Origin of the sequence: Haloarcula sp. Atlit-7R, assembly GCF_003666065.1 — an archaeon.
GTDB classification, from domain to species: domain Archaea; phylum Halobacteriota; class Halobacteria; order Halobacteriales; family Haloarculaceae; genus Haloarcula; species Haloarcula taiwanensis.
On sequence record NZ_QXIK01000009.1, the window covers coordinates 17825 to 44062 of the forward strand.

Consider the following 26238-nt stretch of genomic DNA (forward strand, 5'->3'; position numbering starts at 1 on the left):
TTGGTACCACTATATCTCCCGAGCATGTCCAAAGTCGGATGTAGCCAAGACAAATCCAACAGTACACAGGGAACTATCTAACGCGACACATGACGACCAAACTGTTGGGCCAAAGTACCGCTGTAAAAAATAATAGACTGCGTGAAACACTCGATCCTTTTTGCTGTGAGATATGCACGTTTCGATTGATGAGTCCCAGTAGAATATATCAACACCAATGATGAGAGAAAACCAGCAACGGATTACGCAACTAATTGTGAGCGTCCTGCTCTTAATTCTTGCAGCTGGGACCGTCTCTGCTCACGGAGCAAGTCTCTCAAGTGGCTCACGTGAACCCATTCGCGTTCCGACATGGCTGTTTCTGAGTACGGGCGGAGCAGCAGTCGGGGCATCTTTTCTGTTAGCCTCCTTTGTGACAGATAGACAATTTATCAGACAGCTCCATCAGTGGGGCTTCCCGATTCATGCTGAGAACAGTCATGTGGCTGTTACTGCGGGTCGTGTAATCGGGTTGGTGGGCTATGTTACTGTTCTGGTCATCGGATTCATCGGTCCCTCCACGCCACAAACCAATGTGGCGATACTTCTTGTGTGGGTTGGCTGGTGGGCGGGACTAGCGATGACAAGCTATCTGCTTGGGAACACTTGGCAGACTCTCAACCCACTTTCTACCATCGCACTGGTGCTGCCCTCACTAAATCGACGCTATCCCGACTCGTACGGGGCATGGCCTAGCGTAATTGGACTCTTGGCGTTAATCTGGATCGAGGTCATAAGTCCATTAGCTGCTGACCCACAATTACTCGCTACCGCTGTGGTCGCGTACAGCGTAGTGACCCTGTTTGGTGTCGTTATCTTTGGACGGGACACGTGGTTTGACAAGGCGGATCCCGTAGAGAGAGTATTCCGCTACTACGGTCGTGTGGCACCCATCGGAAATACTGGACGGAAAATTAAATTCCGATTGTTCGGTATGGACCTTTCCGTTCCCCGTTTGGTAGACGATTTCGATGAAGTCGCATTTATTATAGCGTTGCTCTGGGGGACAACCTTCGACGGGTTCGTTACGACACCTGGGTGGCGTGGCCTGACGGAACCACTTGTCGCAGCGGGGGTCCCTCCACAATTACTGTATCCGGTAGCGCTCCTCGCTGGCTTTGGCCTCTTCTTTGGAATCTACCTCATCGCGGTCGAGCTAAGTCGACGAACTGCAGAGACCTATCTCCAGTCACGCATGGTGGCAATTCAGTTTGCTCCACCATTGCTCGCAATTGCTGCTGGGTATCACTTCGCTCACTATCTAGGGTATTTTCTTGAACTCGCACCAGCTCTCTGGTTGGCATTCCTCTCACCGTTTTCAGATCCCGGCACAGTCCCAGTATATCAACCGCCAAGTTGGTTCGGTGGAGTTGGTATTGCGGCCGTGGTTATTGGCCATCTAGTTGCTATCTGGGTCGCACATGCGGCGGCCTATGACCTGTTCCCCAGTCGGATTCAGGCGATCAGGTCACAGTATCCGTTTATCGCGGTGATGGTGTTCTACACGATGACCAGTCTGTGGGTCATCACTCGCCCCGAGGTGGCACTTCCATACATATGAGCAATCACGAATATACAATCGGAGATGACCAATCGCCCCATCTGTGTGAGTACTGCGGTCGTCCTTTCAGCCAGCAGGAGTGGCTAGACTTACACCGGGGGCTAGAGCATCCTAACGAATTATCTGATGAGCATATTTCAGCGTTTCAGACAGCGTACGAGGCAGAGGAAGGAGAACTCGGACGATTCCGCCTCCGAGCTCTTGGTGTGCTTATACTGCTGTATTTTTGCTTGCTCATGATTTACGCGCTTGTCTGACCTGATACATACGACAAAATCCCTCTAAAACGGCAATACAATGAAACTGACTCGACGACGACTGATACAGACGGCCAGCGCCTCAATTACAGGACTGATCGCTGGATGTGCAAGTCGAACAACCGATACGCAACGCTCATTTAGTATCTCGAGTCCCGCCATGGAAAACGGGGGGACACTCCCAGCCCGGTACACGTGCGATGGGGCTGGAGAGTCACCCCCGTTCGAGATACAGAATCACCCGGATCCGACAGCGGCACTGGCGATTACCGGAGAGTACGACCGTGGGCCGATAAATGAGCCAGTGTTCTGGTCGATATGGAATATTCCTCCTGAGCGGACCACGATCCCCGCCGGTATACCGCGGACACCGACTGTAGAGACACTGGGTGGTGCTCCTCAGGGTCGACAGCGTGGCGGTGAAGTAGGATACAAAGCACCGTGTCCACCGCCCGGCCAACCGTACGAGCACCGATTCCAACTCTATGCACTCGGTGAGATATTGGATATCGAGGCGGGCACGAAACATGACGACGCCGTCGAAGCGATCGGTAGTTCTGTCCTTGCCAGTGCTCGACTAACTGTAACTTTGCAGCGGTCCGAGAGGACGTCTGAACGAACGACCCAACCGATGGAATAGCGACGGAGAACACGGAATCTCGAAAACAAGATCTTATCGATGGCCGTATTATTAACTTAGGCGCATATTGTTAATAGTATCTATTGTCATATGCGGCTTTTATAACAGCTAGTTTAATAAAATACGATTGTCTAGAATTCGCTAATGACCTCATCAGACGAGAACAGTGACGAGTCAGATGAGACAGACGACTCGCATGAACACGATCATTCACATGACCATTTTGATCGTGAACATTCAGAGAGAGATGAAGTATCGGATCCTTCGATAGCCCATGATGGAAGTGTGGCACAGCTCTCAGTACCCGATATGGACTGCCCGTCGTGTGCGGGGAAAGTTGAAAACAGTGTTAGCAAGGTCGAGGGAATCAAAGAAATCGAGCCACAGGTGACGACAGGAACTCTCACAGTCACATACGAGGCCGACATCACGTCGACGGAGGCAATCACCGAGCGCGTCGAGAAAGCTGGCTACACTGTCAAAAACAGCGACGAGGTCACGGAGAAGTTTTCTGTCCCAGAAATGGATTGTCCGTCCTGTGCGGAGAAGGTCACGAAGGCACTGGACAATCTCGACGGCATTGCAACGGCGGAACCCCACCCGACGACTGGGAAAATCACAGTCACATACGATTCTGCAACCGTGACGGGTTCAGACATCAGTGCCGCCATCGAGGGCGCAGGATACGAAGTTACAGATACGACCGCACAGCAGGGTAACAAAGATAATAGCGAATCTGGTGACAGTATCTGGCGAAGCCGCCGGGCTATCAAGACGTGGATTAGTGGTGTGTTCCTCGCCGGTGGACTCCTGCTGGAATTCTTCCTACCCGGGGAGAATATACAGGTCGCGAGCCTCCTCGGAAGCGACCTGGTGTTAGCTGACGCCCTCTTTCTTGTCGCGATTGCGCTCGGTGGCCACGAAATTCTCCGCAACGGGTATTACTCGTTGCGAAATAGGAACCTCGACATTGATCTGTTGATGTCCATTGCGATCTTGGGTGCCCTGGTGGCAAGTGTTGCATTCGGGGAGGGTCTCTATTTTGAAGCAGCGACGCTTGCGTTCCTCTTTAGCGTGGCCGAACTTCTCGAGCGCTACTCGATGGACCGTGCCCGCAACTCGCTGCAAGAGCTGATGGATCTGTCTCCGGATGAAGCGGTCGTCAAACGCAATGGGGGCGAAGAGACTGTCCCTGTTGCGGAAATAACGGTCGGTGACATCGTCGTCGTTCGGCCAGGAGAGAAGATTCCCATGGATGGCACGGTCGTAGACGGGGAGAGTGCGGTGAATCAGGCACCAATCACTGGCGAGAGTGTTCCAGTGGATAAGAGCGAGGGTGGAGAGGTGTACGCAGGGACAATCAACGAAGAAGGATATCTCGAAGTGGAAGTCACCGCTACGGCGAGCGATAATACCCTCTCGCGTATCGTCGAGATGGTTGAGGACGCCCAGTCGAACAAAACCGAGCGCGAACAGTTCGTCGAGCGATTCTCCGCGTACTACACACCTGCTGTCGTCGCTTTTGCTATCCTCGTCACGATTGGGAGCCCCTACCTTCTCGGCACGACGTGGCCAACAGCTATCGTCTACGGGCTTACATTGCTCGTACTCGCCTGCCCCTGTGCGTTCGTCATCTCGACGCCAGTCTCGGTCGTCTCGGGCATTACGAGCGCGGCGAAGAACGGCGTGCTGATTAAAGGCGGAAACCATCTCGAGGCAATGGGCGAAGTCGACGCCGTTGCATTCGATAAGACGGGGACACTTACGAAGGGGGAACTCACGGTAACTGATGTCATCCCCCTCAATGGAAACTCCGAGGACGACGTCCTTCGGTGTGCCCGTGGCCTTGAACAACGTAGCGAACACCCTATCGGAGAAGCAATAGTCGCGGAAGCAGACGGTGCAAGCGTCGCAGAGCGCGAAATCTCGGATTTCGAGAGTATCACCGGTAAGGGGGTTCGGGCAGAGCTTGACGGGACCGATCACTTTGCCGGGAAGCCCGGGCTGTTTGAAGAACTTGAGTTCGATCTGTCACACGTTCACGCGACCACCGAGGGAGGCGTGGTTACCGACACAGCCCAGTCACTATGTGACCGTCACAATTGCCTCGATTTGCTGGAAGAGACGGTCCCAGAACTCCAGAGTGAAGGGAAGACTGTGGTGCTTGTCGGGACAGACGAAGAACTAGAAGGGCTCATCGCCGTCGCCGACGAAGTCAGGCCAGCAGCGAAACAGACGATAGCCCGACTCCAAGACCTCGGCGTCAAACGAACAGTGATGCTAACGGGAGATAATGAGCGGACTGCACAGGCTATCGCCGAGCAGGTGGGTATCGATGAGTTTCACGCAGAACTCCTTCCGGAAGATAAGGTCACTGCGATCGAGAAACTCACCGATGAGCACGACGGTGTCGCGATGGTTGGAGATGGTGTAAACGATGCCCCTGCCCTTGCCACCGCTACCGTAGGCGTCGCTATGGGCGCCGCTGGGACGGACACGGCACTGGAGACGGCCGATATCGCACTAATGGGTGATGATCTGGGCAAGCTGCCGTATCTCTACGAACTGGCCAATGACGCTAACGGCGTTATCCAGCAGAACATCTGGGCCAGTCTCGGAGTCAAGGCCGCACTGGCATTGGCAGTACCGTTTGGTTACGCCCCAATTTGGTTGGCAGTGCTCGCCGGCGATGCAGGAATGACGACTGCCGTCACCGGGAATGCAATGCGCCTCTCCAGAATTCGTCCACCAGAAGACAGCGGGGCTGAAACGATTTCCAGCGGAGGTTCACACCGATGAGTAGCACATCCGAAGACACCGAACAGAGTCCCACTGCCGATGAACAATCTGGACTCCCCTACGGACCATTTCTTGTCCTGCTTAGTGCCACAGTCGTCGCTGGTTCGGGACTGCTAGTCTACACCATGGAGCAGGCGAATCTCCCTTTAGTGGCCGATTTTGTGTGGATACTCGGCTATGGTGTCGCAGTTTGCATTATATGGGTTGTCTGGCTCCGACCGGTAGAACTCGTTGGGCCGGCAGGTCGAGAGACGGGCGATAGTTCTAAAAACGAAGATACAACTGCCGACTCATCAGCTAAAGACGGCCCAGAATGGGAAATATCAGGATGGGGCGAGTTAGCAAAAGTACCGAGCGAAAAAGGAGGAGACACTCAAAATAACACCCCGGAAAGTGTAGATACTTCATCTTCAAAGGACATCGAATAATCCTGAACTACCACTCCTTGATTGTGTGTTCTCATCAAGTAGACCTCGCTAAGTAAGAGATGTAAAGAGTGTTATAGAACAGTTCCACACACTGTAGTGTTCGCATTGCGAATCGTTCGATACAGGGCGTTTACTCAACGCAACAACTCATCGTAGACGTATCCCGGCGGAATGCCTGACAGGCGTGTTTGAACGCTTCACTAAACGTCGGAAACGGGTGAATCGTATCGATGATATCGTCAATTGTAATGCCGAACTTCACCGCGAGTGTTGCTTCCGGGATCATATCAGCAGCACGTGGCCCGACCATATGCACACCGACAATCTCATCGGTCTCGTGGTGCTTGACGACCTGAAGCAGCCCCCGCGTGTCCTTCACGGCTTTGGCTTTCGGCACATCGGACATCTGTACTGTCCGGCACGTGCATGTCCCGTACTTGTCCATATATTCGAGTTCAGTCGTGCCTACCGAGGCAACCTCTGGACTCGTGAATACGACCGCAGGAACGGCGTTGTAATCGATTGTCTTTCCGTCGTTGCCGAAGGCATTTTTTACTGCGTGATTGCCTTCCTTGGCAGCGACTGTTTCCAGTTCGGGTTCCCCGATCACATCACCTGCTGCGTACACATCCGGATTCGCCGTCTGGAAGTGTTCATCAACGATTACTGCGCCACGGTCGTTCGTTTCGATGCCAACCGTATCGAGGCCGATGTTCCCGGTATTAGGTTTGACGCCGGTTGCAACGAACAGCTCTTCTGCGGCGAATTGCCGAGCGTCACCATCAACCGTAGTTTCGACAATGATCTTCGTTCGACGGGGTGTGCCATCGTCGTCCGCGTGTACAGACCGAACATGATCGAAGTCAGTTCCGGTGATAACCTCGATACCTTCATCACGGAAACATTGCTGAATTTCCCGACCGAGCTGGCCTTCCATTCGAGACAGGACGCGGTCTGACCGTTGCAGTATCGTAGTATCGACGCCAACACGGTGGAGAATCTGTCCCCATTCTAAAGCGATGTATCCCCCACCGATGATGACGATACTCTCGGGGAGTTCACGGCGTTCGAGGATCGTTTCACTCGTCTCGGAATCGATGTCTGCAAGTCCATCGATCGGTGCGGCCTGCGGGGAACTCCCGGTTGCTACGAGTACTTTCTTACCGGTGATACGAACGCCTTCGTCCGTGCCTTCGACGACTTCGATCGTCGTGTCATCGACGAGTCGGCCGTATCCCTCGTAGATGTCGGTCTCGAAGTGGTCAGCGACGGCGACGTAGTTCTCGTGACGGAGTTGTTCGACGAGCCGATCCTTCTCGTCGAGCGCTGCTGCCCAATCTATCGATGGTTCGTTGTCGCTGTACTCGACACCATCAAAGGGATTGTGTGCGGGTTCGGAAGCAGTCTCCGCCACCGCAAGCAAGTGTTTGCTCGGGACGCAGCCGACGTTGACACACGTTCCCCCAAGCGGCAGTCTTGTGTTGACAAGTGCGGTCGTGAGCCCCCGGGAACTGGCCTCAGTGATGGCGGCGAAAGCTGCGGCACCCCCACCGAGAATGACGAGATCGTACGATTGGTGTTGAGACATGAGATAACTTTGGTGAGTGAAGTGTTTATACTGTGGAGTCCGAAGCACTGGAGCAAGTTCGAGGCCACAAAGTAATGGCAGATTCAACTTCACAGCCCTCGCCAACGTGTGACGTTGACGGGACGTGTTATTGTCCGCTCACGGGGATCATCAATACGTTGAGCCAAAAGTACGCAATGCAACTCATCAGCATCATCGGTGCCCATGAGTCGCTGCGATTCGTCGAGATCGAAGCACACCTTTCAAAAGCTAGTACCTCAACGATCTCGAAGCGACTCAGCGAATTTGACGACGCCGGACTCGTGACACGGACACAGTACGACGAAATCCCGCCCCGGGTCGAATATGCACTTACTGAGGATGGGTATGCGGTTCGAAAGCGGCTTGAACCGCTATTGAAATGGGCGACCACTCAATCTGACTCAACCGTTCAATAAGCATGCTCGTTCTAATAGCTAGTTCACCTAATTGCGGATGCAAACAACACCTTGGGAATCGTTCTATAACATCATCGGGGATGAAACCTATTAAGCTCAATCCAGTCGCCGAGAAAATTCACTGCTGGATGTAGAGTGAATACATGATTACAGCAAGACCAGCAGCGACGAAGACACTATTTGCGAGCACGCCGACTGCAAGTGAGACGGCAAAGAACTGATTGGCGATACCCGAGAGAAACGCTCCGAAGGTAATAATTCCGAATCCGACACCGAGCACTCGTAACGAGGGGGAATTAGTATGCCGATAAGCCCTAAACGCAATATAGGTAATTGCGCCACCAAGGAGCAAAATCACCAACTTCACGGCCGCAATTGCGGTCAAAACAGCGTTCACAGCTCGTCACCCATCTTGGACCAGATATCTGCAAGCCGTTCGTCCGTCGTCCGCTGGTCTCTGTCAACAGCGACGGAGAACTCACCAGACTTGGTCATGGAAATGGTGATATCTTCGAAGTCCCGTTCATACTGCGTGACACGCCCACCACCAGGATTTATTTGATCCCGTTCTCGAACGAGAGATGCCGTGCTCAATAGGTCCAGTTTTCGGTACAACGTTGATTTAGGGATGTCACACGCTTCGGTAAGTTCTGTTGCAGTCATAGGGTCAACTGTTTCACGGAGGATAGCTTGACAATCTGGGTCATCTAACGCGTCAACAACAGCCTGAAAAGGGGGTGTGTCGACGGTAGAACCCGGATTGTCACCCATTTGCTGTCTGCCTCGTTTTTTTGCGAGAGAAGATGTGAGTTTTGTTATGGCGGTATTGAATGCTAATCGACCATCGGTGTATTCGATACAACTCGGTGTGTTCAGCCGCTGAAAGGATCTCGAACATGCAGGCACTGTTATTGATGTTCCGCGTATACTTCGAGGAGTTCTTGATAGCGACTCCGGATAGTCGTCTGGCAGATGTGACAGACGTTACTCACAGTCTCTTGTGTTAACTGCTCGTTCGTAAGGTGAGTAGAAGCATACAATGCCGCGGCCGCTAATCCGGCTGGACTCTTCCCACTTTGAATCGCGTTTTGAGTCGCTACTTCTAGAATGTCGCGAGCCACTCGCTGTGCTTCCTCACTCACATCGAGTGCAGAAGCGAACTGAGGCAAGTATTCCGTAGGATCCTCGGGTTCGAGTGTCAGTCCTAGCTCACGGGAGAGATATCGATAGGCCCGTTGGATCCGAATCTCTTCGACTCGACTGACATCAGCAAACGCTGAAAGGGGACGGGGCATTCCCTGTTGCCGCGCGGCTGCATACAACGCTGCTGTTGACATGCCCTCTATTGACCGCCCCGGGAGTAGATCCTCTTCGGCTGCCCGCCGGTATAGTACACCAGCAGTTTCACGAACAGATTCCGGGATACCTAGTGCGGATGCCATCCGGTCAATTTCTCCGAACGCCTGTTTGAGGTTCCGTTCAGTGGCGTCCTTGGCCCGAAATCGTTCGTCCCACGTTCGAAGACGCTGTAAGCGTGCCCGCTTCCGAGCAGCTATGGCTGCCCCATTGGCATCTTTGTCCTGCCAGCTGATTTTTGTACTCAGTCCCTTATCGTGCATCAACTCAGTTGTCGGAGCGCCTACACGACTCTTTTTGCTGTTGTCGCCAGCTTCGAAGGTTCGCCACTCTGGTCCTCGATCGACGAGAGCTTCCTCGAAAACTAACCCACAGCTCTCACAGGTCTGTTCACCGTGAGCCTCGTCTTCAATTATACCACCACCACACTCTGGGCAGGCTTCGATGGCAGAGCCATCGCGCTCTGGTTCCTGCTTCTGGGACTCATGTTCACGGTCACCGCTGGTCCGTGTAGTGATATCATCAGACATCGTTACGTCCCTCCAGAAGTCATGGTGGTCCTTATCACACAGAAGGTGCCCGTATCGTATGAACATGCGGCGGTGTCCCAGTTGGTAGGAATCCGAGGTGCCACTATACTACTGAACTGTGAATTCTTGACTGAATTTGTTGGCCCAAAAATCGTGCTATCGGCGCATTACAATGTCTCAGAAACAGGCTGACAGCAGAGTCACTGATGATTCTCGCCAGATGTATAACCATGGTAAAAATAAGCAGTTGCTAGATGGTGGGGTAGCATATTGAATAACACATCCGGGTTCGATACAGGAATCCGTTCTGTCGCAACTGCAATCGGACTAACCTTTGTCCCAATCGTTATCGGGTCCGTGGTAGTCCTTGGAGCCTCGTCAGTGCTGCTTGTGGTCGGAATCGATGTCTCATCACGGCCATCGCTACGGCTACTCCTGAGTACAGTTCTACTGCAGGGACTCACCTTTGGCGGCCTTGCACTCGTATATCTCAAAATTCGAGGGCTCGGATGCGGATTCGTCCCCGTTTCGGTACCTAATAAACGTGATATCGCAGTCACAGTCGTTGGGACAATCGCTCTTATCCTTCTTCTGTTGTCAGTCTCAGGAATAATCTCAATACTGGATATCGAATCAGCGCAGAACACCGTTGTTACCATCGGTCAACAGAACCCAGTCGTGTTTCTCATTCTCATCCCGCTCTCGTTTCTGTTAGTGGGCCCAGGTGAGGAACTGCTGTTCAGAGGACTCGTTCAGGGGACACTCGCAGAGTCACTCCACCCCACAAGAGCAGTGATATTGGCAAGCGCGCTGTTCGCATCAATCCACCTCTTCTCGTTGTCGGGTGAGGGGAAACTGGTCTACATTGCCATTGCCTTTATTTTGGCACTGGTCTTGGGCGGCGCATACGAGTACACCGGCAATCTCACGGTCCCAGCCCTGATGCACGGCGCGTACAACGCATTACAGTTCGCAGGTGCATATATTTCTTCGACTGGTGGATTCTGATACCACGTATGTGTCCCTTCTTCTACACGGCGAATCGACACAAGCTATCGGTCATACCGTACATCATCCGGTGAAGTCTTCATAAGATACCGAGCCCTGATTAACGATTGTTTGACTCTCTGGGACAGAACCGTCCGGTGGCATACTCCCCTGAGCCGGTCCACCAGGTTCACCGACCACAATGCGGCCAACCATTCCAATGGTTTTGTGTGGGATACAGAAATAATCGTATGTCCCTGCTGTTTCAAACGTATGCTCAAACGTGGCCCCTTGCGCGTTGAGAGTGCCACTATTGAAAGAGTCAGCACCCACAGGAATGCGCGTTACCGACGCCGAAGTAGCCTCCTCAGTGTACGCTGTCGCTGAATGACGGCCACCCCGGATTTCAAATGTGACAGTCTCACCAGGCTCGACGAATAATCCGATTGGGTCAAAATAGTACTCACCGCCCTCAGTAATCATCAGGACAGTGTTCGGCTCTCTAGTATTGGTCCGGTTGCTACCGTTATCTTCCGCTGAGCTGCATCCAGCGAGGCCAATGACTCCACCGGTCGTCAACAAGCCGGTAGTTTTGAGAAGTTGTCTGCGCTCCATACTGGTCAATATACAGTACCTGATTATGAGACAGGTGCGGCTTCCCACATCATAGGACATCGCCATGCGTTGATATACCCGAACCGCGAAAACCGATATAGAGAATAGTGCCCGAATGTTGGCAGTTTCAGTGCTGCTAGCCCCGATTTCGAGACATGAAGTGAATAGGACTTACCCAACTTTCAATGGATGAGCGCCTATTATGATTGAGCAGAGTGGCACAGACTATTCTGTGTTTAGAGAGTTCACTGCCATCGAAATCGTCGGAACGGTACTTCCGGTCCTTTTGCTGATTATCGTCAGTACGATTCTCTTCTCGTGGCCACCAACCGTACTGGCATGGTTCTCCTGTGGGGTTGGAGGACTCATACTGGTGATATGGACGGGCCGGGCACCCACAATTTCAGTCACTGTACTCGACTGGCCTCGTCCTGAGTCAGGAGCGGATATCGTCATAAACGCCATCGCATACAACGGTGTACTAGTTCTTGGAACAGTCATCGCAGAGATTGTGTGGCAAGTGTCAACGGCGGTGCTACTCGCTGCACTGGTCGGTGTATTCCTCCCGTTTTGGTTCCTCAAACACATTCAGTTCATCGCCTTCATGGATTCCGGATGAACATGAAACGCAAATACAAGCGTCTAGCATACAAGCATCGCAAGCAAAAGAGCGAATCGACAGAGTGGTTTCATAAATCCCGACGACGACAACGGAATTCGAAGGGTGTACCAGTGGATGCAAAACGATGGACCCAAATTCTATAGTACTATGAGTACGGGAACCCGGTCTCAGTGGCAGATACAACCTGGGTCAGCAAATACTCGCTCGACTGGCGTCGGGGTTCGGACAGGAACGGTGCTTGTCTCCTGTATTATTGCATTGACACAGGTCCCAACCGCGTCAGCACATAGCGTGACCGGAGCCGCTGGTCTCACAGAGATACACGGGGCCATGCTCACCCTCGTTGGGATTGCTATTGTCGGTGGAGCTGTCGGATTCAAACGACATAGTCGACTCACTCCCGAACAGGCCCTCACCGGTGTCTTTATCGGTATCGTAACAGCAGCGACGGGAGCTGTTCTGTTCGATGCACTCTCGATTGATGTCCAGTACTCGGCTGCGACTATGCCGTTTTCGCGGTCGTTGTACCCCTTGATAGCGTTCGCTGTCGGGCTTACTATCATGATTGGGAGTCTCTCAATCGGTTGGTTTAGATGGCGGACGCGCCCTCGATACACCGGACTTGGGTTCATTTTGGGGCTGTGGGTGACCTACCCATATCTCATCCCAGGACCAGCGAGTAACTCCCATCCCCTCGGATACTTGCTGGTATTGAGTCTCCCCATCGCTGTTGGGTATATCCTCAAAAAAGATGCAGCCCACGTTATTCGAGACGTCTTCCGTGACCCAGTGGCCCGACGTTTCGGCATTGGTGTGGCGGTCGTCGTTGGGCTGTTTTTCCTCTTCATTACAGGATATCTCTCCGTATTTCCCGAAGAAGGGCTACCACACGAGCCGAAACTGGTCGTCTTACCGGTCATTTATCAACTGGTTTCTTGGCCGACACTCGAAGTCGTCCGGCCGCACATTCCGTTCTTCCTCGCAATCTCTCCAGGGCTGGTGATAGTTGTTGGTCTCCTGAGTTCGCTCATCGGATTCAACGCAGGGATTATCGCTCGGTACTGGCGAATCGAGGAGAGTGCTGGACTTACAGAGGGGACTGCAGGCACAGCGACAGTTGTTGGCTCGTGTACCTGTGGGTGCTGTGGCCCGCTGGTAGCGAAAATTGCGATTCTCGCAGCGGGGCCATCGATTGCGGCGCCACTGTACTGGGTCTTCGTTGACCCAGCATCACCGCTAGGTGTACTCTTTATCGCCGGGAGTATTGCTTTGTTCACTGGGAGTCTAGTCTACTCGATAGAATCAGCAACACGCTCCAGCGAAATTGCCGATTTCAGCCCAGCAGACTGAGAATGTAGTGAAACCGAGAGAGTCCTACGACACGCCCAAAGGTTTGGTCAGCAAATCCCACCCGACAAACCGAGGGGTCCGCTCACGGAATGCTTCATACTCTTCGCCATAGTGTTCCCGCAGCCATGGCTCTTCAGCAAATGGGAAGAGGGCAGAGACGACAATCGTCAACGTTCCGTGTATCGCTACTTTCTGGGAATTCGTCGCGATGATAGCGCCGACGAGAAACGAATGAACCCCACACTCTGGGGATTACGCGTAACCTGAGAGGTTCTCATACTATCTCACCGTATTTGACCCAGCGAAGTGCTTCGTCGCGGTCATCGACATCGAAATACCGCATTTCCGTCGGTGCAACGGGCCAGAGAGGACGAATCACCTTCCACAATTCATAGAGAAGCCTCGCCCACACGTTGTCACCGACTGCGGCGTATCGCTTGATGGCGAACTCCGATCCATATCGTACGTCAGGGATCAGGCCAGTCAGGTGGGTTAGGAACGTCCACACAGTCCAGTCAGTGGTCTCCTCGTAGACATGGATCGCCCCGTATTTGCTGGTTTTCTCACTTAACAACTCGTAGAACTCCTGGTACCCTGATCGTGTTCCATTGTGCATCTGGAGCGCGATGACATTATTTTCGGTTGCCTCCAAGAGTTCATACATCGGGGTGCCAGTGTGGTCCTGGTGCGTGTCGTCGTGAGTCGTAGTTGGAATCATCGTCAGTGAGTGTGGGCGTCGAGGCGGTCGTCGTGCTCACTGTGCAGGAATTCGATTGTGGCGTGATTCACGCCAATATCGGCTAATGCCTCGTGGACCTCCCGGCGAATTCGGTCCGCAGCGGCGAGTGTCTCAACTGCCGTCCGCAGGTGTAACGTCGCGATTGTCAGTTCACTACAGATCTGCCACGTGTGGAGGTCTTCGATAGCTTCGACGCCGTCAATACGGAGGACAGCTGTCTCCACTTCCTCACCGGAGATGGGGCCTTTATGAAGGAAGATGATACCGCTGCCTCGCAAGAGTTTCCCAGCCGACCAGAGAACGATACCGGCGATGAGGATAGCGACAACGGGGTCGATGACTCGAAGGCCGGTGAGGTCAATCGCCACCACTGAAACAATAACAGCGACCGATCCGCCGGCATCACCGAGCAGATGATAAAACGCGCCGCGTTCGTTGAGATTCATCTCACCACCCTGGACGACATAGACCGACACGAGATTGATTACGAGGCCAGCCACTGCGATTGCGAGTGTTGGGCCTGTTCCAATATCAATCGGGTTCAGAAACCGCTGATACGACTCGTAGACGATGTAGATTACCATTGGAATCAACAGCGCACCGTTCAGAAACGCGGCGAGCGGTTCGAGTCGGTGCAGCCCATAGGACCACTCCGGCGACCTATCGTACCGGTCAGCGACGGCCGCAGCTGCAAAGGCCATCACGTACGCCAGCGCGTCAAACAGCATATGCAGCGCGTCACTCAGTAATGCGACGGAACCAAACAAGAGCCCACCAGCTAATTCAGCGACGAATCCGACCAGATTGATACCTGCTACGGCACCGAGTTTACGGATGCTATCGCCGCCGCTAACACTGTGCTCGTGACCATTCTCAGTAGCATGATCATGTTCCATTGCAATCGTCTCGTCTCTCATCCTGGACAGCCCAGAATTATTAAACTGGCTGTTAATATATGCCCATTTAGACACTATTTCTAATAATTATTCAAAGATAAGTTAATAACAATATTATTATTGTTTCTGGAATGCGGAGAGTCATGGCCACTACGAGCCCATCATAGAAGCTTTCTCATAGCTTAAGCTTTTCACAACCAGGGTTGCTGTCCGCTTAAGATTGGTAAACTGGATCTTGTGGAAGGGTATCAGCTGGGCTGTCTGTTTCTCTACAGGCGTAGCAGGGCGAGCGCCCTGGGGTCGTACGGAAGACTTCGTCTTCCGGATGACGAGATGCTTCGCGTCTCGAACCACTTGACTTAGAGGCGGTTCACCGGCAATCAGGGCGATTCGACAAGAGCAAGGATATCTGGCGCTTTGTATACTCTGTTGCGCTTTTTGTCAGTCACTTCTACTATGATTCCTTCGGCGCAAGGTTTCTCGATCGCGTCGTAGACTGCCTGTCGTGAGCGCCCGGTCACGTCGATGGCCCGTGGAGCCTTCAGATACGGCTCTTCGAACAGGTGCTCAAGGACATCTCGGACTGCTGGACTGTTCGGAAAACGCCTCGGTAGTCCGCACGGAGCGCCACAAGTTCGATACCACATTGGTAGGCATCGATAGCCTGTTCGGCAATCGCGTTGAGGACGAACGTGATCCACGACTCCCAGTCACCGTGCTGGCTCACGGCGAAAAGGCGGTCGAAGTACTCCGTCCGATAGTGGTTGAAGTACGCCGACAAGGTCACAAAGAAGTTCTCGATCAATCTGTCTGCCATCATCCAGGGCATTGAAGCCTGTCCGGATCGCCTCGGCGTAATTATACGCTTCTCGGATGTCCCGAAGGTTGGTTGCTGAGTGCTCTGGATCGTCGTCGAGATTGTGAAGAACGATATCTGAGACAGTGACGTCAGTCCCTTCGATTTGCGAGCTCATCGCCGCTTCTCGGACGACAAACGACACGATAAGAAGGTTCTCGTTCTCGATATCGTCGTAGAGTGTCGAGAGCTGTTCGAGGGCATAGCGCGCATCCCCGTAGGCACGGAGGATATCATCGCTGTGTGTGAGCTCTGGCGGGAGTCCGGCAGGCTGGTAGCACGGAATGTTCTCGTAAGGATCGATTCATCCCGCCCCTCCTTGAAATCGGCATGATCCATTTGAGTAAGAAACTATGTCTGACGCAGCTTAATCTGTGGAAAAGCATTAAATCAGACTAGTGAGTGGAAAACATTTATTTTTTCAACCAAATGCATTAGATATTAACTAAAACTGCACAGGTCACGGTCAGTAGTCAATCCCGATGTGACGATTCTTGCAAGCTAGCGTACCAGCCGAGAAGACGATTGTCGCTACTGCTGATGGCGGCAGATTTCATCGCGAACGATAGTCCTGATTTCTTGTTCGGGGAAACTTCTATCAGCGGGAGCATCTGGTATGTCTAGTGGTTCAAGTTCTTCTGCGGCCGCTTGGAGTCGCTCGTCTCCAGCTTCGGCGTAAAAATAGAGATCACGACGTTCCTCGTAGAACGTGCCCAGCACTGATTTGCCGACAGGCGTTCCTCAGCCGCTTCAGCGTAGGTGTAACCTTGCACGACGCGTTCGAGCGTGCGTTGAATAGTCAATAATTCGTCAACGTTGACCTACAGATCCGTCCTCGACCCGATCCAACAGATGGGCGAGCAGTCCATCACCTGCTCTCATTAGCAACGCCAATACCGAACTGAATCCGGCGAATCTTCTACTTGTGCTCTACACGGAGATGCCGCCCATCACACCGGACCACGGTCGTTCGCTACTCGCTGACTTCGGTTTTTACGACCGTTGCGGGCCGTGTCGTCAATCGGAGAACGCGGTCAGTGACACTCCCAAGTAGAGCACGATATTCTTCGGGCCGCCGTTTGGTGCCAAGTACGAGCAAGTCCGCGTCGTGATCATCGGCGTACGCAACGATGGTCTCTGCGGGGCGACCGTGGTGAATTGCCGTTTCGATGTCGATGCCGGCTTCCGACGCTCGAGTACGGAGCTCTGAAAGCGTATCTTCGCCGTGTTCTTCGAGGCCGTGTTCTGGGCCTTCAGCTTCGTCGACGTACTCGTCGCCGCTGTACGCAGTCACGACATCCTCGTCAACGACGTAGAGCACATGGAGGGTCGCGTCGTGCGTGGCTGCGAGGTCGAGTGCATGCGCTGCAGCCTGTTCAGACGCGACGGTACCGTCGGTCGAGAGGAGAATTCGGTTGTACATTCATTCGGATTTCAAACGCGGCTATAATAAATTCCGGTTCTGATTCCCAGCGCTCTTGAGGGATACCGCGGTGAAAGCGGTGGTTGACGGCAGCAGCACCTGTTGTGTCAGCTGTAATCCGACTAACGCCAGTGTCTCCATTGACCAGCTGTTGGTTATTCGAATGGGGAACCCAAGGCCCAGCTATCGCAGTATCAGTTGAGGTTGCGGCCCGTTACCTTTTGTCGATAGGACTACCTAACAAAATGACAACTGAGTTATTTAGATTCAGAAGAAGGATCAAGACTCTGGGCGAGGTTACGGTGCGACCTTCACCATCTGAAGTCTATAGGTTGTATTCTGGTAGGCCACGTACCCTGTGGTCTCTCGTGCAACACGCCAAGCTTCCGATGGAATTCGACTCTCTGGGCTAGGAGGGAGGCGATCAGTAGCCGCGACGAGCAGTCGAAGGTTTCTGGGAGGTGTTTCGTTGCTCAGCCCGCTCCAGGGTTCAGTTTGACCAGCTTCGATTACCATACTAACTTGCTCCCGTTGGTAATTTGTGAGGTTGGCCGTGGACAGTGAAAGAATCTCTGCACTCATGTCCGGTTCCTCGTTAACTGGGTTTGCACTCACGTAGAGCGTCACAGAATACGGATCACTGTGGATGTTCTGCGCCTCTGTGGGGGTTTCTGTGGACGATATGGGTGTTTCCGTAGACGATGTGGGGGTTGAATCGGCTGGGGCTGTAGGTGGCGAACCAGGATTTGCTGGCGGCGATGCGGGCGGTGAGGCGGGAGTTCCTCCACAGCCTGCAAGCAGGACAGTGAGACAAACCACCAGTGCACAACAGGGGAATGATCCACGGACACTGGACATAGATTACGGTGATTACTAACTGACAAGTGTCTTGTGCTATCCGAGTTATTTCGTAGATAGCGATATTGCGCCTCTGAAAAATCAGTAGCTATCACAGCAACTCCACCTAACATAACAAAGATCGATAGAAGACTGAGGTAATACGCTTGAAATTCTGTTATTAGACTAGTTTGACTCCTGGCGACTAAGTTTCGTACGGCGCTCTTCGAATTCCTCTTCGGAGAGGTCACCGCGAGCATATGCCATCCGGAGTTCCCGGAGTGCAGGGTCAGTGGTCCCGGACGTTCCAGCGCGACCGGCGAAACCACGATACAAGAGGTACCCAATCCCACCGAGAACAAGTACCCAGACGAGCATCATCCCGACGCCCCACAGTGGCGAGAGACCACCGGCCATCCCCCCGTTCCACCACCAGCCCATCATCCCCATCATCGGCATCGCAAGCACCATCATCAACACTGGCAACAAGACGATGACCGCGAGGACGAGCAAGACGGCCCGGAGCAGACCATCGGACGTCTGGTCGATGGACATGCGACTATCGAGTTCCGTTGCCGACTGTCGATAACATCCGTTCGAATCGGTCGGTAACGTCTGTTGCAATCGAGTCGAGTGCATCGTTGTCCGCGATGCCGACAAGTCGTTGCGGGTCGACAGCGCTCACGGTGACATCGCCATCGTCAGTCTCGTAGACGATGACGTTACACGGGAGGAGTGCGCCGAGGTCGCGCTCCGCAGTCAGCCCCTCATGTGCGAGCGCTGGGGTGCAGGCGCCGAGGATGCGATACTGTCGGAACTCCTCCCCGAGTTTCTCCTCAAACGTGCTCCGAACGTCGATGTCACAGAGGACACCGAACCCCTCGTCTTCGAGCGCGTCGACGGTACGTTCGACCACTTTGTCGAAGGCACCAGTCGCTGACGTTTCCATCGTGTAGCTCATACGCCATGGTACAATTGTTGCATATTTAACATTAGTGTCCAGATGAAGCACGCGCGGGTACTGTGTCTGCCATATCGGTCCGAGACCCGTTTCAGAGGGACCGCTCCAGCTGTTCTCGCCGGCGTTCGAACTCTTCATCCGAGAGATCACCACGCGCGTAACGTTCTCGGAGGACCGCCATCGAGCGCTCGCCCCGCTCGTCGTCTCGACGACCCCAGACCCTCCAGACGAGGTACAGCGGGAGCGCGACCAGCAGCCCCATCCAGAGGAGCCCCCAAAGTCCCATCGCTCCGCCGAGAAGTCCCCAGCCGCCCCCCATCGTTGATCCCCCCATCATGCCACCTCCGTAACCCCCGCCCCCGTGGGCAGCAGCGGTGCCAGTCATCACGACCAGCCCGAAGGCGACGGATAACGTGAGTCGATAAGCGGTGCGTCCAATCTGCGTAGTGTGTTGGGTCATGATTCTGTATTGGCGGGTCGCGGTGGTCGGTCGGTGCATTCGAATTGGGCAGGGTCCTCAGCAGTGGCCCTGTCCGTGCGTTCCGCGGTGGTCGTCAGTCTGACCCTGTCCGTAGGGTCTGTGATAGTCGCTAGCGTGGTCCTGTCCGTTCGTCCCCTGGTGGTTGTCGTGGTCCTGGGCCATTTCGCCGACGGTCACACCCATGTGGTCTTCCATCCACTCGACGGCGCCGGGACCCATGTGATCGGTCACGTGGTCTTCCATCCACGTCGGCCAGTCGTCAGCGGTTTCATCATACGGATGGGCGTCATCTGCCGTCGTATCGTTGCCGTGTGCGCTCCCCAGCCCCGGGGCCAGCGCGAGGCCGACGATTGCGAGCGCTACGAGCAGCCAGCGGCCAATAGTGAAATTGGTCATTGTCTTTCTCCTCAGGTAGTCGTAGGCCCGCTTTGGAGTTATCACGATAGGTGTGAACTGGCATAGGAGAGCGTTCGAGAACGTATATAGAGCGTTCTAATCGTTTTTCAGAAACAGGACCGTTCATAGCAGCCGAATTCGACAGGGTGGAGAACTCCGTTGTCTCAGAAGCATGCAGAAGCGTGCGTCCGAATGTGAATCTTCAGTGAATCACGATTCGCGTCCGATAGCCAAGAGAGTCGATTAGCTAAGTACTGGTGAGGTAGCCGTCATACTCAGAAGAACCGTTTTCAGTAGCGCGCCACTTCGCAAACGTATGTCAACGACTGTCGAGACACCTGACGCAGACGAAACATGTGCGTACTGTGGGTCACGTATCTTCGATCACGAGCCAATCTGTGTCCGAGACTGCACCGATGACTGTGGGTCACCCAACTACTTCTGTAACCACGCCTGCCTATCAGCCTATATCGACGACAACGATCTCGTGACGGGCGATGCGTGTGAGTGGAACCCCGACGAAAGCAACTGCAGCTAACTCCGACCGTCAGGAGAGATAGGACCTACCCGAGGCATCTCAGTTCGAGAGGCTATCGTTTCGACGACGGGAACGGAAGCCATACCAGATGGCTGGCACGCCCAGTGGTAGCGAAAGGACGCCGAATAGGACCGCGAACAGCCAATGCGACTGCCACTCTCGGCGGGACGCGGCCCATGCAATCAGTCCCATCCCAGCCGTGCCGAGAGCGAGGTTACTCCAGAGACCAATACCGGTCGCACAGTATGCCCAACACAGAGCGGTTGCGGCGGGACCCAGCGGCGTCGGCGTGACATTCGGAACGTATATAACTCGGCAGTACAGCGACAGCACGAGCATGTACACTGCTGGTATAGCCAAGAGCCACCGGTGACTCGCTGTCTTCGAGTCAGCCCACCGGTCGTACGCCCCCAACAGTGCCAGCGGGAACGTAAACTCGAGAAGCCACATGCCAATCATGTAGCTCGCAACCGAATGGCCCCATCGCGGCTGGGACACGGGCAGCGTTACCGGTAGACCCCACCCTAGCAGGTCCTGGGTCGGCGATGGGTTCGTCAGGAAAGCCACTACCACCAGTCCAACGGCGACAATGGTCAATCTCTCGCCGACGGTGGCAATTCGATTCAGCGGTTCCGGGAGTCGATGCGCGCTGAGCGAACGGTTGCCAAGGTGCATGTGTGAGTCTATACGGTACCATATTTTTCCTCGATTTCGGCTTTACCCTATAATGTGTTTAGAGAGTTTCCTGCGAAAGATTTCGACCGATGAGGTCATCAAATCAGTCGGGTATTTTCGAACCCCTACGTGACTATCTCCGAATGTTATGCGCCAAAACCACACTGCACATAAAGACCCCTGCGTCTGTCATCAGCTGGTCTGGTTGTGCTCCAGGTCATCACTCGGATAGATACGATACGTTCGGCCCTGCCGTTCGCGGTACAGCAGGCCGCGCTTCTCGAGGGAGCTGACCGTCTGGCTCACCTTGCTCTTCGAAAAGTCAGAGCGGTCTCGCAGTTCGATTTGCGTGAGGCCGGGTGAGGACAGCACCGGTTCGAGGATTCGGCGCTCGTCTTCTGGCAGGAGATCTAACACACGGGCCTGTGGTTGCGATTCCGGAGTAGTCTCTCCAGCTGGTTGTTCCGCCGGTGACGCCGTACTCTTAGGACCATCCGCACTCGTTGCCGAGGCCTGCGAACGGGTCTCTGCATCTGGGCCAGCGAACTCATCTCGAACCAAGAGATACCCGCCACCCACGACAGCGGAGACGAAGAGCGTCCCGAAGACGTACCAGAGTGGACTCGTTCCGTGCGCAGCGCCCATCGACGACCCCATCCCCATCATCGACCCCATCTGTTCGAACGCCTGCTGTCGCTGGTATGCTTGCCAGCTGAGCACTCCGCCAAAGAGAAAGATAGCCGCGACGAGGAGGCCGGCAGCCGTATCTGCTCGCCGGCTATTCATGTCACCCACCTCGCTCTAGTGTGTCGCGTGATCATATGTAATCATCAGTGAGACGGCGGTGTACCAGTTTTGATTACCATTCAAACGTGTCTCATACTGACTGACGTTTTACGGGCACATCGTGTGGCTGTCGCCGCTGCCTGAACGTCGTAGCCCGACAGTGGATGCCAATTTGGTCAGTGGTCATGGCTGCCGGCTCCACCTCCTTCAGAAACGTGTGGGTGTTGGTCTGAGAACTCGGTCGGGTGTTCTTCAAAGGACTGCTTGCACCGTTTCGAGCAGAAGTAGTACGTCTCATCATCGTGAGTAAGACTCGGTCCACTATCGTCAGTCCGCATCCCACAGACTGGGTCACGATACTTGCCGGGCGCACCGAGCCCTCGACGGTAGACGTAGAGCAGGAACCCCGAGAGCGCAAACGCGATGAGGTTGAGGTAGAACGTGTAGTTGATTTCGAAGTACGTCTGTTCGGTCGCAGTCTGTCCGCCAGCGAGGTCTGGCACGAGACCGAGCACGTCAAACAGTTCTTCCATGAGAAAGCCCGTGAAGGCCATCGTCACGAAAAACACGCCGAGGATGTACAGCATCACCTTCCAGCCGTAGTACTTCCGGTAGACGTTCAGGACGGGAATCGTGATGAGGTCGGCATAGACGAACGCGATGACGCCGGCGAAGCTGATACCCCCGCCCCAGAGCGCGACGGCGAATGGGACGTTCCCCATGCTCCCGACGAAGCTGATGACGGCGATAGCGACGCCCATGATGGCGTTCTCTGCGCTGACGAGCACACCCTCGCCCTGGATGAACAGCGTGTTCCACACCGACTGTGGAACGAACACGATGACGAACCCCGAGATGAGAAAACCGGCCACGACATCCTTCCAGATCATCGACCACTCCTTTCGGTACTGATTACCGACCTTGTACCAGCCACCCCACGACAAGAGTTCATCGCGCCACCCGCCGCTGCTGGCGGCTTCCTGCTCGTAGGTCTCCATACAGCCTTCCGAGCAGAACTTCAGCGTCTCGCCGCCATCGGTCACCAGCGAGTACTCGTCTTTGCCTTCCATCCCGCAGGTCGGGTCCTCCGTAATCCCGTGGTCGTGGTCACGGTCGTTGAGCGCCTGTCTGACTTCGTCGAAGAGATTCTCAGGGAGCGTCAGATGGACAAGGACTGCCATCACCGCGATGAGAATGACACCACCGAGCAGTTCTGCGACGAGGAACTCCCAGCCCAGCAGTATGAGAATCATCAGTCCCAGCTCGACGATGAGATTCGTCGAGGCGAACATGAAGGCGAGGACGTTCACCACGTGTGCCCCCTTCTTGAACAGCCCTTTCCCGATAGCAATCGCACCGAAGCTACACCCGCTACTTGCAGCGCCAAACAATGTCGCTTTCGTGACGCCACCCACAGTCTCCTCGCCCAGGACTTGAGCCATCCGTTCTTTCGAGACGTAGACCTGCACGAGACTCGTGATGACGAGGCCCATGATGATTGCCCATGCTGCTGTCCAAAGGAATCCGAACCCGATCCGTAAGGATTCGAAAATCCCGTCGACGATGGCGGCTTGCATATCTAGTACATCGCGGGGCTGATTTTTTGCCGTTGTTCTTAACAAACCAAGCTCGGAGCGGCGAGATTCCGAATATACGAAAGCAAGACTGAGTTTCGGGATGTCGGTTTCCTCGAAGCCACTGTCCGGTTACAGTAGCGAGGTTGGAATCAATGAGGCCAGATTCAGTCGGTCTATCGGAACCAGCCCAGCAGTTTGTAGTCGTGGTCGGGGGTGTATCGGCGGAACATCAGGCTGTTCGACAGCACCGACACGCTGGAGAAGGCCATCGCGCCGGCGGCGAGGACGGGCTGGAGCAGGCCGAGCGAGGCCAGCGGAATCATTGCCGTGTTGTAGCCCAGCGCCCACACGAGGTTCTGCTTGATCTTCACGAGCGTCGCATCCGAGATGCGGATTGCCTTCACGACATCCACCGGATCGTCACGCATCAGCGTAACGTCCGCCGCTTCGATGGCGACGTCCGTCCCGCTGCCGATAGCCGTGCCAACGTACGCAACCGCGAGTGCCGGGGCATCGTTGACGCCGTCACCGACCATCATCGCCTTGCGCCCATCGTCTTGAATCGCCTCGACGGCATCGGACTTGTCTTCCGGGAGAACCCCAGCACGGACGTTTTCGGGGTCAATGCCGACCTGTTCGGCGACAGCGCGGGCGGTGCGCTCGTTGTCGCCGGTGATCATCATCACGTCGACGCTACGCTCCTGCAGTTGGCTCACGGCGTCCTTCGCACTCTCTTTGACGGTGTCGGCATCGGCGACCACGCCGACGATTTTGCCCTCGTATGCGACTAGCATCGCCGTTTTGCCCTCGTTTTCAAGGCGCTCCATCGTGTCCTCGGCCGGCGAAGGGTCGATTCCGTTGTCACGGAGGAGTTTTCGATTACCGACCAGCACCTCGCTGTTGCTCACGGTCGCTTTGATACCGTGTCCAGGAACGTTCTCGAAGTCGTCGGGGACAGTCACATCGATACCGCGATCTTCGGCTCCATCGACAATCGCACGGGCAAGCGGGTGTTCGCTCCCGCTCTCAGCGGTGGCTGCGAGTCGCAACACGTCATCCTCGCTGAGTTGATCGTGCGTGGTTAGCTGGCCACCGTCTACGGCAGGATCTCCACCATCGGCGACGGGCTGGTCCTCGCCATCAAAGACCACCACATCGGTCAGTTCCATCTGGCCTTTGGTGAGCGTTCCAGTCTTGTCGAAGACGACGGTGTCGACGTCCTTCGCGCGTTCGAGGATGTCGCCACCTTTGAACAGGACGCCGTGCTGTGCACCGATGGTCGTCCCGACCATGGTAGCCGCGGGCGTCGCCAGCCCCAGCGCACATGGACAGGCGATCAGTACGGACGAGGCGAACACGATTATCGCAAACTCGAAGATTGAGACACCGCCAGCGGCGACGGGACCACCCGCGACGAGACCCCATAGCGGCAGCGCATCAACGAAGCCCGCAAGGACCTCGGGGAACAGGTACCAGACGATTCCCCAGAGAACTGCGTTCGCGATGACTGCAGGCACGAAGTACGCAGAGATGCGGTCGGCAAGATTCTGAATGTCCGGCTGGCGCGACTGCGCCTCCTTGACAGTCTGGACGATCTGCTGGAGGGCGGTGTCCTTTCCGACCTTCGTCGCTTCCACGACGAGCACGCCGTTCTCGTTGATCGTCGAGCCGACCACCTCGTCTCCTTCGCCTTTCTCGACAGGGACTGACTCACCAGTCACCATCGACTCGTCGACGGCACTCTGCCCATCGACGACGACTCCGTCGGTGGGGATCTGCTCACCGGGGCGAACCTTCATCCGGTCTCCGACCTCGACGTCTTCGAGCGGAATTTCCTCCTCGTTTCCGTCCTCATCAACGACAGTGGCGGTGTCAGCCTCCATTTCCAGCAACTTGCGGAGTGCCTCGCCGGCCTGTCCCTTCGAGCGGGCTTCGAGGTAGTTTCCAAGCGTGATGAAGACGAGGATGAACGCCGCGGTGTCGAAGTACAGTCCGCCGGCAATTACCTCAAGCAGAACCGCCACGGAGTAGACGTACGCAGTCGTCGAGCCCAGCGCAATCAGGACGTCCATGTTGGCACGCCCGTTCTTGACGAGCGCCTTGTAGGAGTTCTCGTAGAACGGCTTGCCGAGCACTAGCTGGACGGGCGTCGCCAGGACAAACGCTATCCATCCGGACGGAAAGCCAAAGAGCTCGTCGCCGACGAGCCCGAGCCCCAGCAGGTGGTCAGCCATGAACACCAGCAAGGGCAAGGATAGTACGGCGCCGAACAGCGTCAGTCGGAGTTGCCGACGGATTTCTTCTTGTCGGGCAGCCTCTCGTGCATCCCCGTCAGAACCGTCAGTAGTATCATCACCTTCACGGACGGGTGAGTAGCCAGCATCCTCGATAGCATCGTATAGATCCGAGCGACTCGCTTCAGCCGGGTTGTACGTGACCTGTGCCTCGTCAGTCGCGAAATTGACATCGGCCGCAACGACACCCGGCGTCTGCCGGAGTGCATTTTCTACTGTCTCCGAACAGTTGGCACACGTCATATCGGTGATACCGATCGTCACCGAATCCGTAATTGGCGTGTACCCGGCCTCCTCTATAGCATCGAAGACTCGTTCGAGCGATACCTCGTCGGGGTCGTATTCGACGCTTCCCTCGTCGGTCGCGAAATTAACGTTCGCGTCCGAGACGCCGTCAACCGAGGTGACTGCATCGGTGATTGTCTGTGCGCAGTTCGCACAACTCATCCCCTGGATATCGACGTGGCTTTTTCGCTTACTCATCACTCATACATACACACTCTATATTCAATCGATTTGTGCCTTTGTCTATTCAGCAAATCGCCACCTGAGCTTTTGATTGTAAACCTA

General features: G+C 54.8%; 26 protein-coding genes. 9 read left to right on the top strand and 17 right to left on the bottom strand.

The features are described 5' to 3' along the window. Positions 1–253: 253 nt before the first annotated feature. The 4 genes from D3D01_RS16300 (at position 254) to D3D01_RS23480 (ending at position 5724) form a co-directional block, all read left to right on the top strand. A complete protein-coding gene (locus tag D3D01_RS16300) occupies positions 254–1600 on the top strand; it encodes a hypothetical protein (RefSeq protein ID WP_394343403.1) in 1347 nt (448 codons plus the stop codon). A gap of 417 nt (positions 1601–2017) precedes the next feature. Beyond that, positions 2018–2497, top strand: coding sequence for a YbhB/YbcL family Raf kinase inhibitor-like protein (locus D3D01_RS16310; protein WP_233563430.1), 480 nt, complete (start codon positions 2018–2020; stop codon positions 2495–2497). A gap of 144 nt (positions 2498–2641) precedes the next feature. Then, positions 2642–5296, top strand: a complete 2655-nt coding sequence (locus D3D01_RS16315) for a heavy metal translocating P-type ATPase (protein ID WP_121512956.1) — start codon at positions 2642–2644, stop codon at positions 5294–5296. After that, positions 5293–5724: a hypothetical protein gene (locus D3D01_RS23480; protein ID WP_147439938.1), complete on the top strand. Its 432-nt coding sequence runs from the start codon at positions 5293–5295 to the stop codon at positions 5722–5724. Before D3D01_RS16315 ends, D3D01_RS23480 begins: the two co-directional genes overlap by 4 nt. A 130-nt stretch (positions 5725–5854) precedes the next feature. Here D3D01_RS23480 and merA read toward each other — a convergent pair whose 3' ends face one another. Further along, on the bottom strand, positions 5855–7312 hold the full coding sequence (gene merA, locus D3D01_RS16320; RefSeq protein WP_121512957.1) for a mercury(II) reductase: 1458 nt from the start codon (positions 7310–7312) through the stop codon (positions 5855–5857). A gap of 74 nt (positions 7313–7386) precedes the next feature. On the opposite strand from merA, the gene D3D01_RS16325 reads away from it, so the two are divergent. Beyond that, a complete protein-coding gene (locus D3D01_RS16325; RefSeq protein ID WP_121513031.1) occupies positions 7387–7749 on the top strand; it encodes a helix-turn-helix domain-containing protein in 363 nt (120 codons plus the stop codon). A gap of 118 nt (positions 7750–7867) precedes the next feature. Here D3D01_RS16325 and D3D01_RS16330 read toward each other — a convergent pair whose 3' ends face one another. The 3 genes from D3D01_RS16330 to D3D01_RS16340 form a co-directional block, all read right to left on the bottom strand. Continuing rightward, the gene (locus D3D01_RS16330; RefSeq protein WP_121512958.1) at positions 7868–8146 is read right to left on the bottom strand and encodes a hypothetical protein; all 279 of its coding nucleotides are present in this window, start codon (positions 8144–8146) and stop codon (positions 7868–7870) included. Continuing rightward, on the bottom strand, positions 8143–8520 hold the full coding sequence (locus D3D01_RS16335; RefSeq protein WP_121512959.1) for a helix-turn-helix domain-containing protein: 378 nt from the start codon (positions 8518–8520) through the stop codon (positions 8143–8145). The genes D3D01_RS16330 and D3D01_RS16335 overlap by 4 nt, the downstream gene beginning before the upstream one ends. A 137-nt stretch (positions 8521–8657) precedes the next feature. After that, positions 8658–9635 carry a transcription initiation factor IIB family protein gene (locus D3D01_RS16340; protein WP_121513032.1) on the bottom strand — a complete coding sequence of 326 codons (978 nt, stop codon included), beginning with the start codon at positions 9633–9635 and terminating at the stop codon, positions 8658–8660. A 270-nt stretch (positions 9636–9905) separates the two neighbouring features. Between D3D01_RS16340 and D3D01_RS16345 the strand changes: the two genes are divergently transcribed. After that, positions 9906–10643 (top strand): CPBP family intramembrane glutamic endopeptidase, encoded by a 738-nt coding sequence (locus tag D3D01_RS16345; protein WP_121512960.1) that lies wholly within the window; start codon positions 9906–9908, stop codon positions 10641–10643. Between the two features lie 63 nt (positions 10644–10706). Here the strand turns inward: D3D01_RS16345 and D3D01_RS16350 are convergent, their stop codons facing one another. Further along, positions 10707–11303 (bottom strand): plastocyanin/azurin family copper-binding protein, encoded by a 597-nt coding sequence (locus tag D3D01_RS16350; RefSeq protein WP_328763293.1) that lies wholly within the window; start codon positions 11301–11303, stop codon positions 10707–10709. A 136-nt stretch (positions 11304–11439) separates the two neighbouring features. Here D3D01_RS16350 and D3D01_RS16355 point away from each other — a divergent pair, with 136 nt between their 5' ends. Both D3D01_RS16355 and D3D01_RS16360 read left to right on the top strand, forming a co-directional pair. Continuing rightward, positions 11440–11856 (top strand): hypothetical protein, encoded by a 417-nt coding sequence (locus D3D01_RS16355; protein ID WP_121512961.1) that lies wholly within the window; start codon positions 11440–11442, stop codon positions 11854–11856. A 294-nt stretch (positions 11857–12150) separates the two neighbouring features. Beyond that, positions 12151–13209, top strand: a complete 1059-nt coding sequence (locus D3D01_RS16360; protein WP_147439939.1) for a hypothetical protein — start codon at positions 12151–12153, stop codon at positions 13207–13209. A 274-nt stretch (positions 13210–13483) separates the two neighbouring features. Here D3D01_RS16360 and D3D01_RS16365 read toward each other — a convergent pair whose 3' ends face one another. From D3D01_RS16365 to D3D01_RS16400, 9 genes are all read right to left on the bottom strand, one after another. After that, positions 13484–13873, bottom strand: coding sequence for an STAS/SEC14 domain-containing protein (locus D3D01_RS16365; RefSeq protein ID WP_121513034.1), 390 nt, complete (start codon positions 13871–13873; stop codon positions 13484–13486). A gap of 56 nt (positions 13874–13929) precedes the next feature. Beyond that, complete coding sequence (locus D3D01_RS16370) at positions 13930–14844, bottom strand: cation diffusion facilitator family transporter (protein ID WP_233563434.1); 915 nt, start codon at positions 14842–14844, stop codon at positions 13930–13932. A gap of 541 nt (positions 14845–15385) precedes the next feature. Further along, positions 15386–15673, bottom strand: coding sequence for a hypothetical protein (locus tag D3D01_RS24160; protein ID WP_199725412.1), 288 nt, complete (start codon positions 15671–15673; stop codon positions 15386–15388). Then, on the bottom strand, positions 15555–16004 hold the full coding sequence (locus tag D3D01_RS25045; RefSeq protein WP_115862232.1) for a Fic/DOC family N-terminal domain-containing protein: 450 nt from the start codon (positions 16002–16004) through the stop codon (positions 15555–15557). Before D3D01_RS25045 ends, D3D01_RS24160 begins: the two co-directional genes overlap by 119 nt. A gap of 669 nt (positions 16005–16673) precedes the next feature. Continuing rightward, positions 16674–17123 (bottom strand): universal stress protein, encoded by a 450-nt coding sequence (locus tag D3D01_RS16380; protein WP_121512964.1) that lies wholly within the window; start codon positions 17121–17123, stop codon positions 16674–16676. 1023 nt (positions 17124–18146) lie between these two features. Continuing rightward, on the bottom strand, positions 18147–18515 hold the full coding sequence (locus tag D3D01_RS16385; protein WP_121512965.1) for an SHOCT domain-containing protein: 369 nt from the start codon (positions 18513–18515) through the stop codon (positions 18147–18149). Between the two features lie 4 nt (positions 18516–18519). Next, positions 18520–18921 carry a DUF302 domain-containing protein gene (locus tag D3D01_RS16390; protein WP_121512966.1) on the bottom strand — a complete coding sequence of 134 codons (402 nt, stop codon included), beginning with the start codon at positions 18919–18921 and terminating at the stop codon, positions 18520–18522. Between the two features lie 91 nt (positions 18922–19012). Next, a complete protein-coding gene (locus D3D01_RS16395; RefSeq protein WP_233563436.1) occupies positions 19013–19255 on the bottom strand; it encodes an SHOCT domain-containing protein in 243 nt (80 codons plus the stop codon). A gap of 183 nt (positions 19256–19438) precedes the next feature. After that, positions 19439–19798: a hypothetical protein gene (locus D3D01_RS16400; protein WP_121512967.1), complete on the bottom strand. Its 360-nt coding sequence runs from the start codon at positions 19796–19798 to the stop codon at positions 19439–19441. 316 nt (positions 19799–20114) lie between these two features. Between D3D01_RS16400 and D3D01_RS16405 the strand changes: the two genes are divergently transcribed. Further along, positions 20115–20336: a hypothetical protein gene (locus D3D01_RS16405; protein ID WP_121512968.1), complete on the top strand. Its 222-nt coding sequence runs from the start codon at positions 20115–20117 to the stop codon at positions 20334–20336. An 867-nt stretch (positions 20337–21203) separates the two neighbouring features. Here the strand turns inward: D3D01_RS16405 and D3D01_RS16415 are convergent. The 3 genes from D3D01_RS16415 to D3D01_RS16425 all read right to left on the bottom strand — a co-directional run bounded on the left by D3D01_RS16415 (position 21204) and on the right by D3D01_RS16425 (position 26151). After that, positions 21204–21797 (bottom strand): MarR family transcriptional regulator, encoded by a 594-nt coding sequence (locus D3D01_RS16415; protein WP_121513036.1) that lies wholly within the window; start codon positions 21795–21797, stop codon positions 21204–21206. Positions 21798–21973: 176 nt separating this feature from the next. After that, complete coding sequence (locus D3D01_RS16420; RefSeq protein ID WP_121512970.1) at positions 21974–23374, bottom strand: permease; 1401 nt, start codon at positions 23372–23374, stop codon at positions 21974–21976. A gap of 173 nt (positions 23375–23547) precedes the next feature. Continuing rightward, positions 23548–26151 carry a heavy metal translocating P-type ATPase gene (locus tag D3D01_RS16425; protein ID WP_121512971.1) on the bottom strand — a complete coding sequence of 868 codons (2604 nt, stop codon included), beginning with the start codon at positions 26149–26151 and terminating at the stop codon, positions 23548–23550. Positions 26152–26238 lie beyond the last annotated feature (87 nt).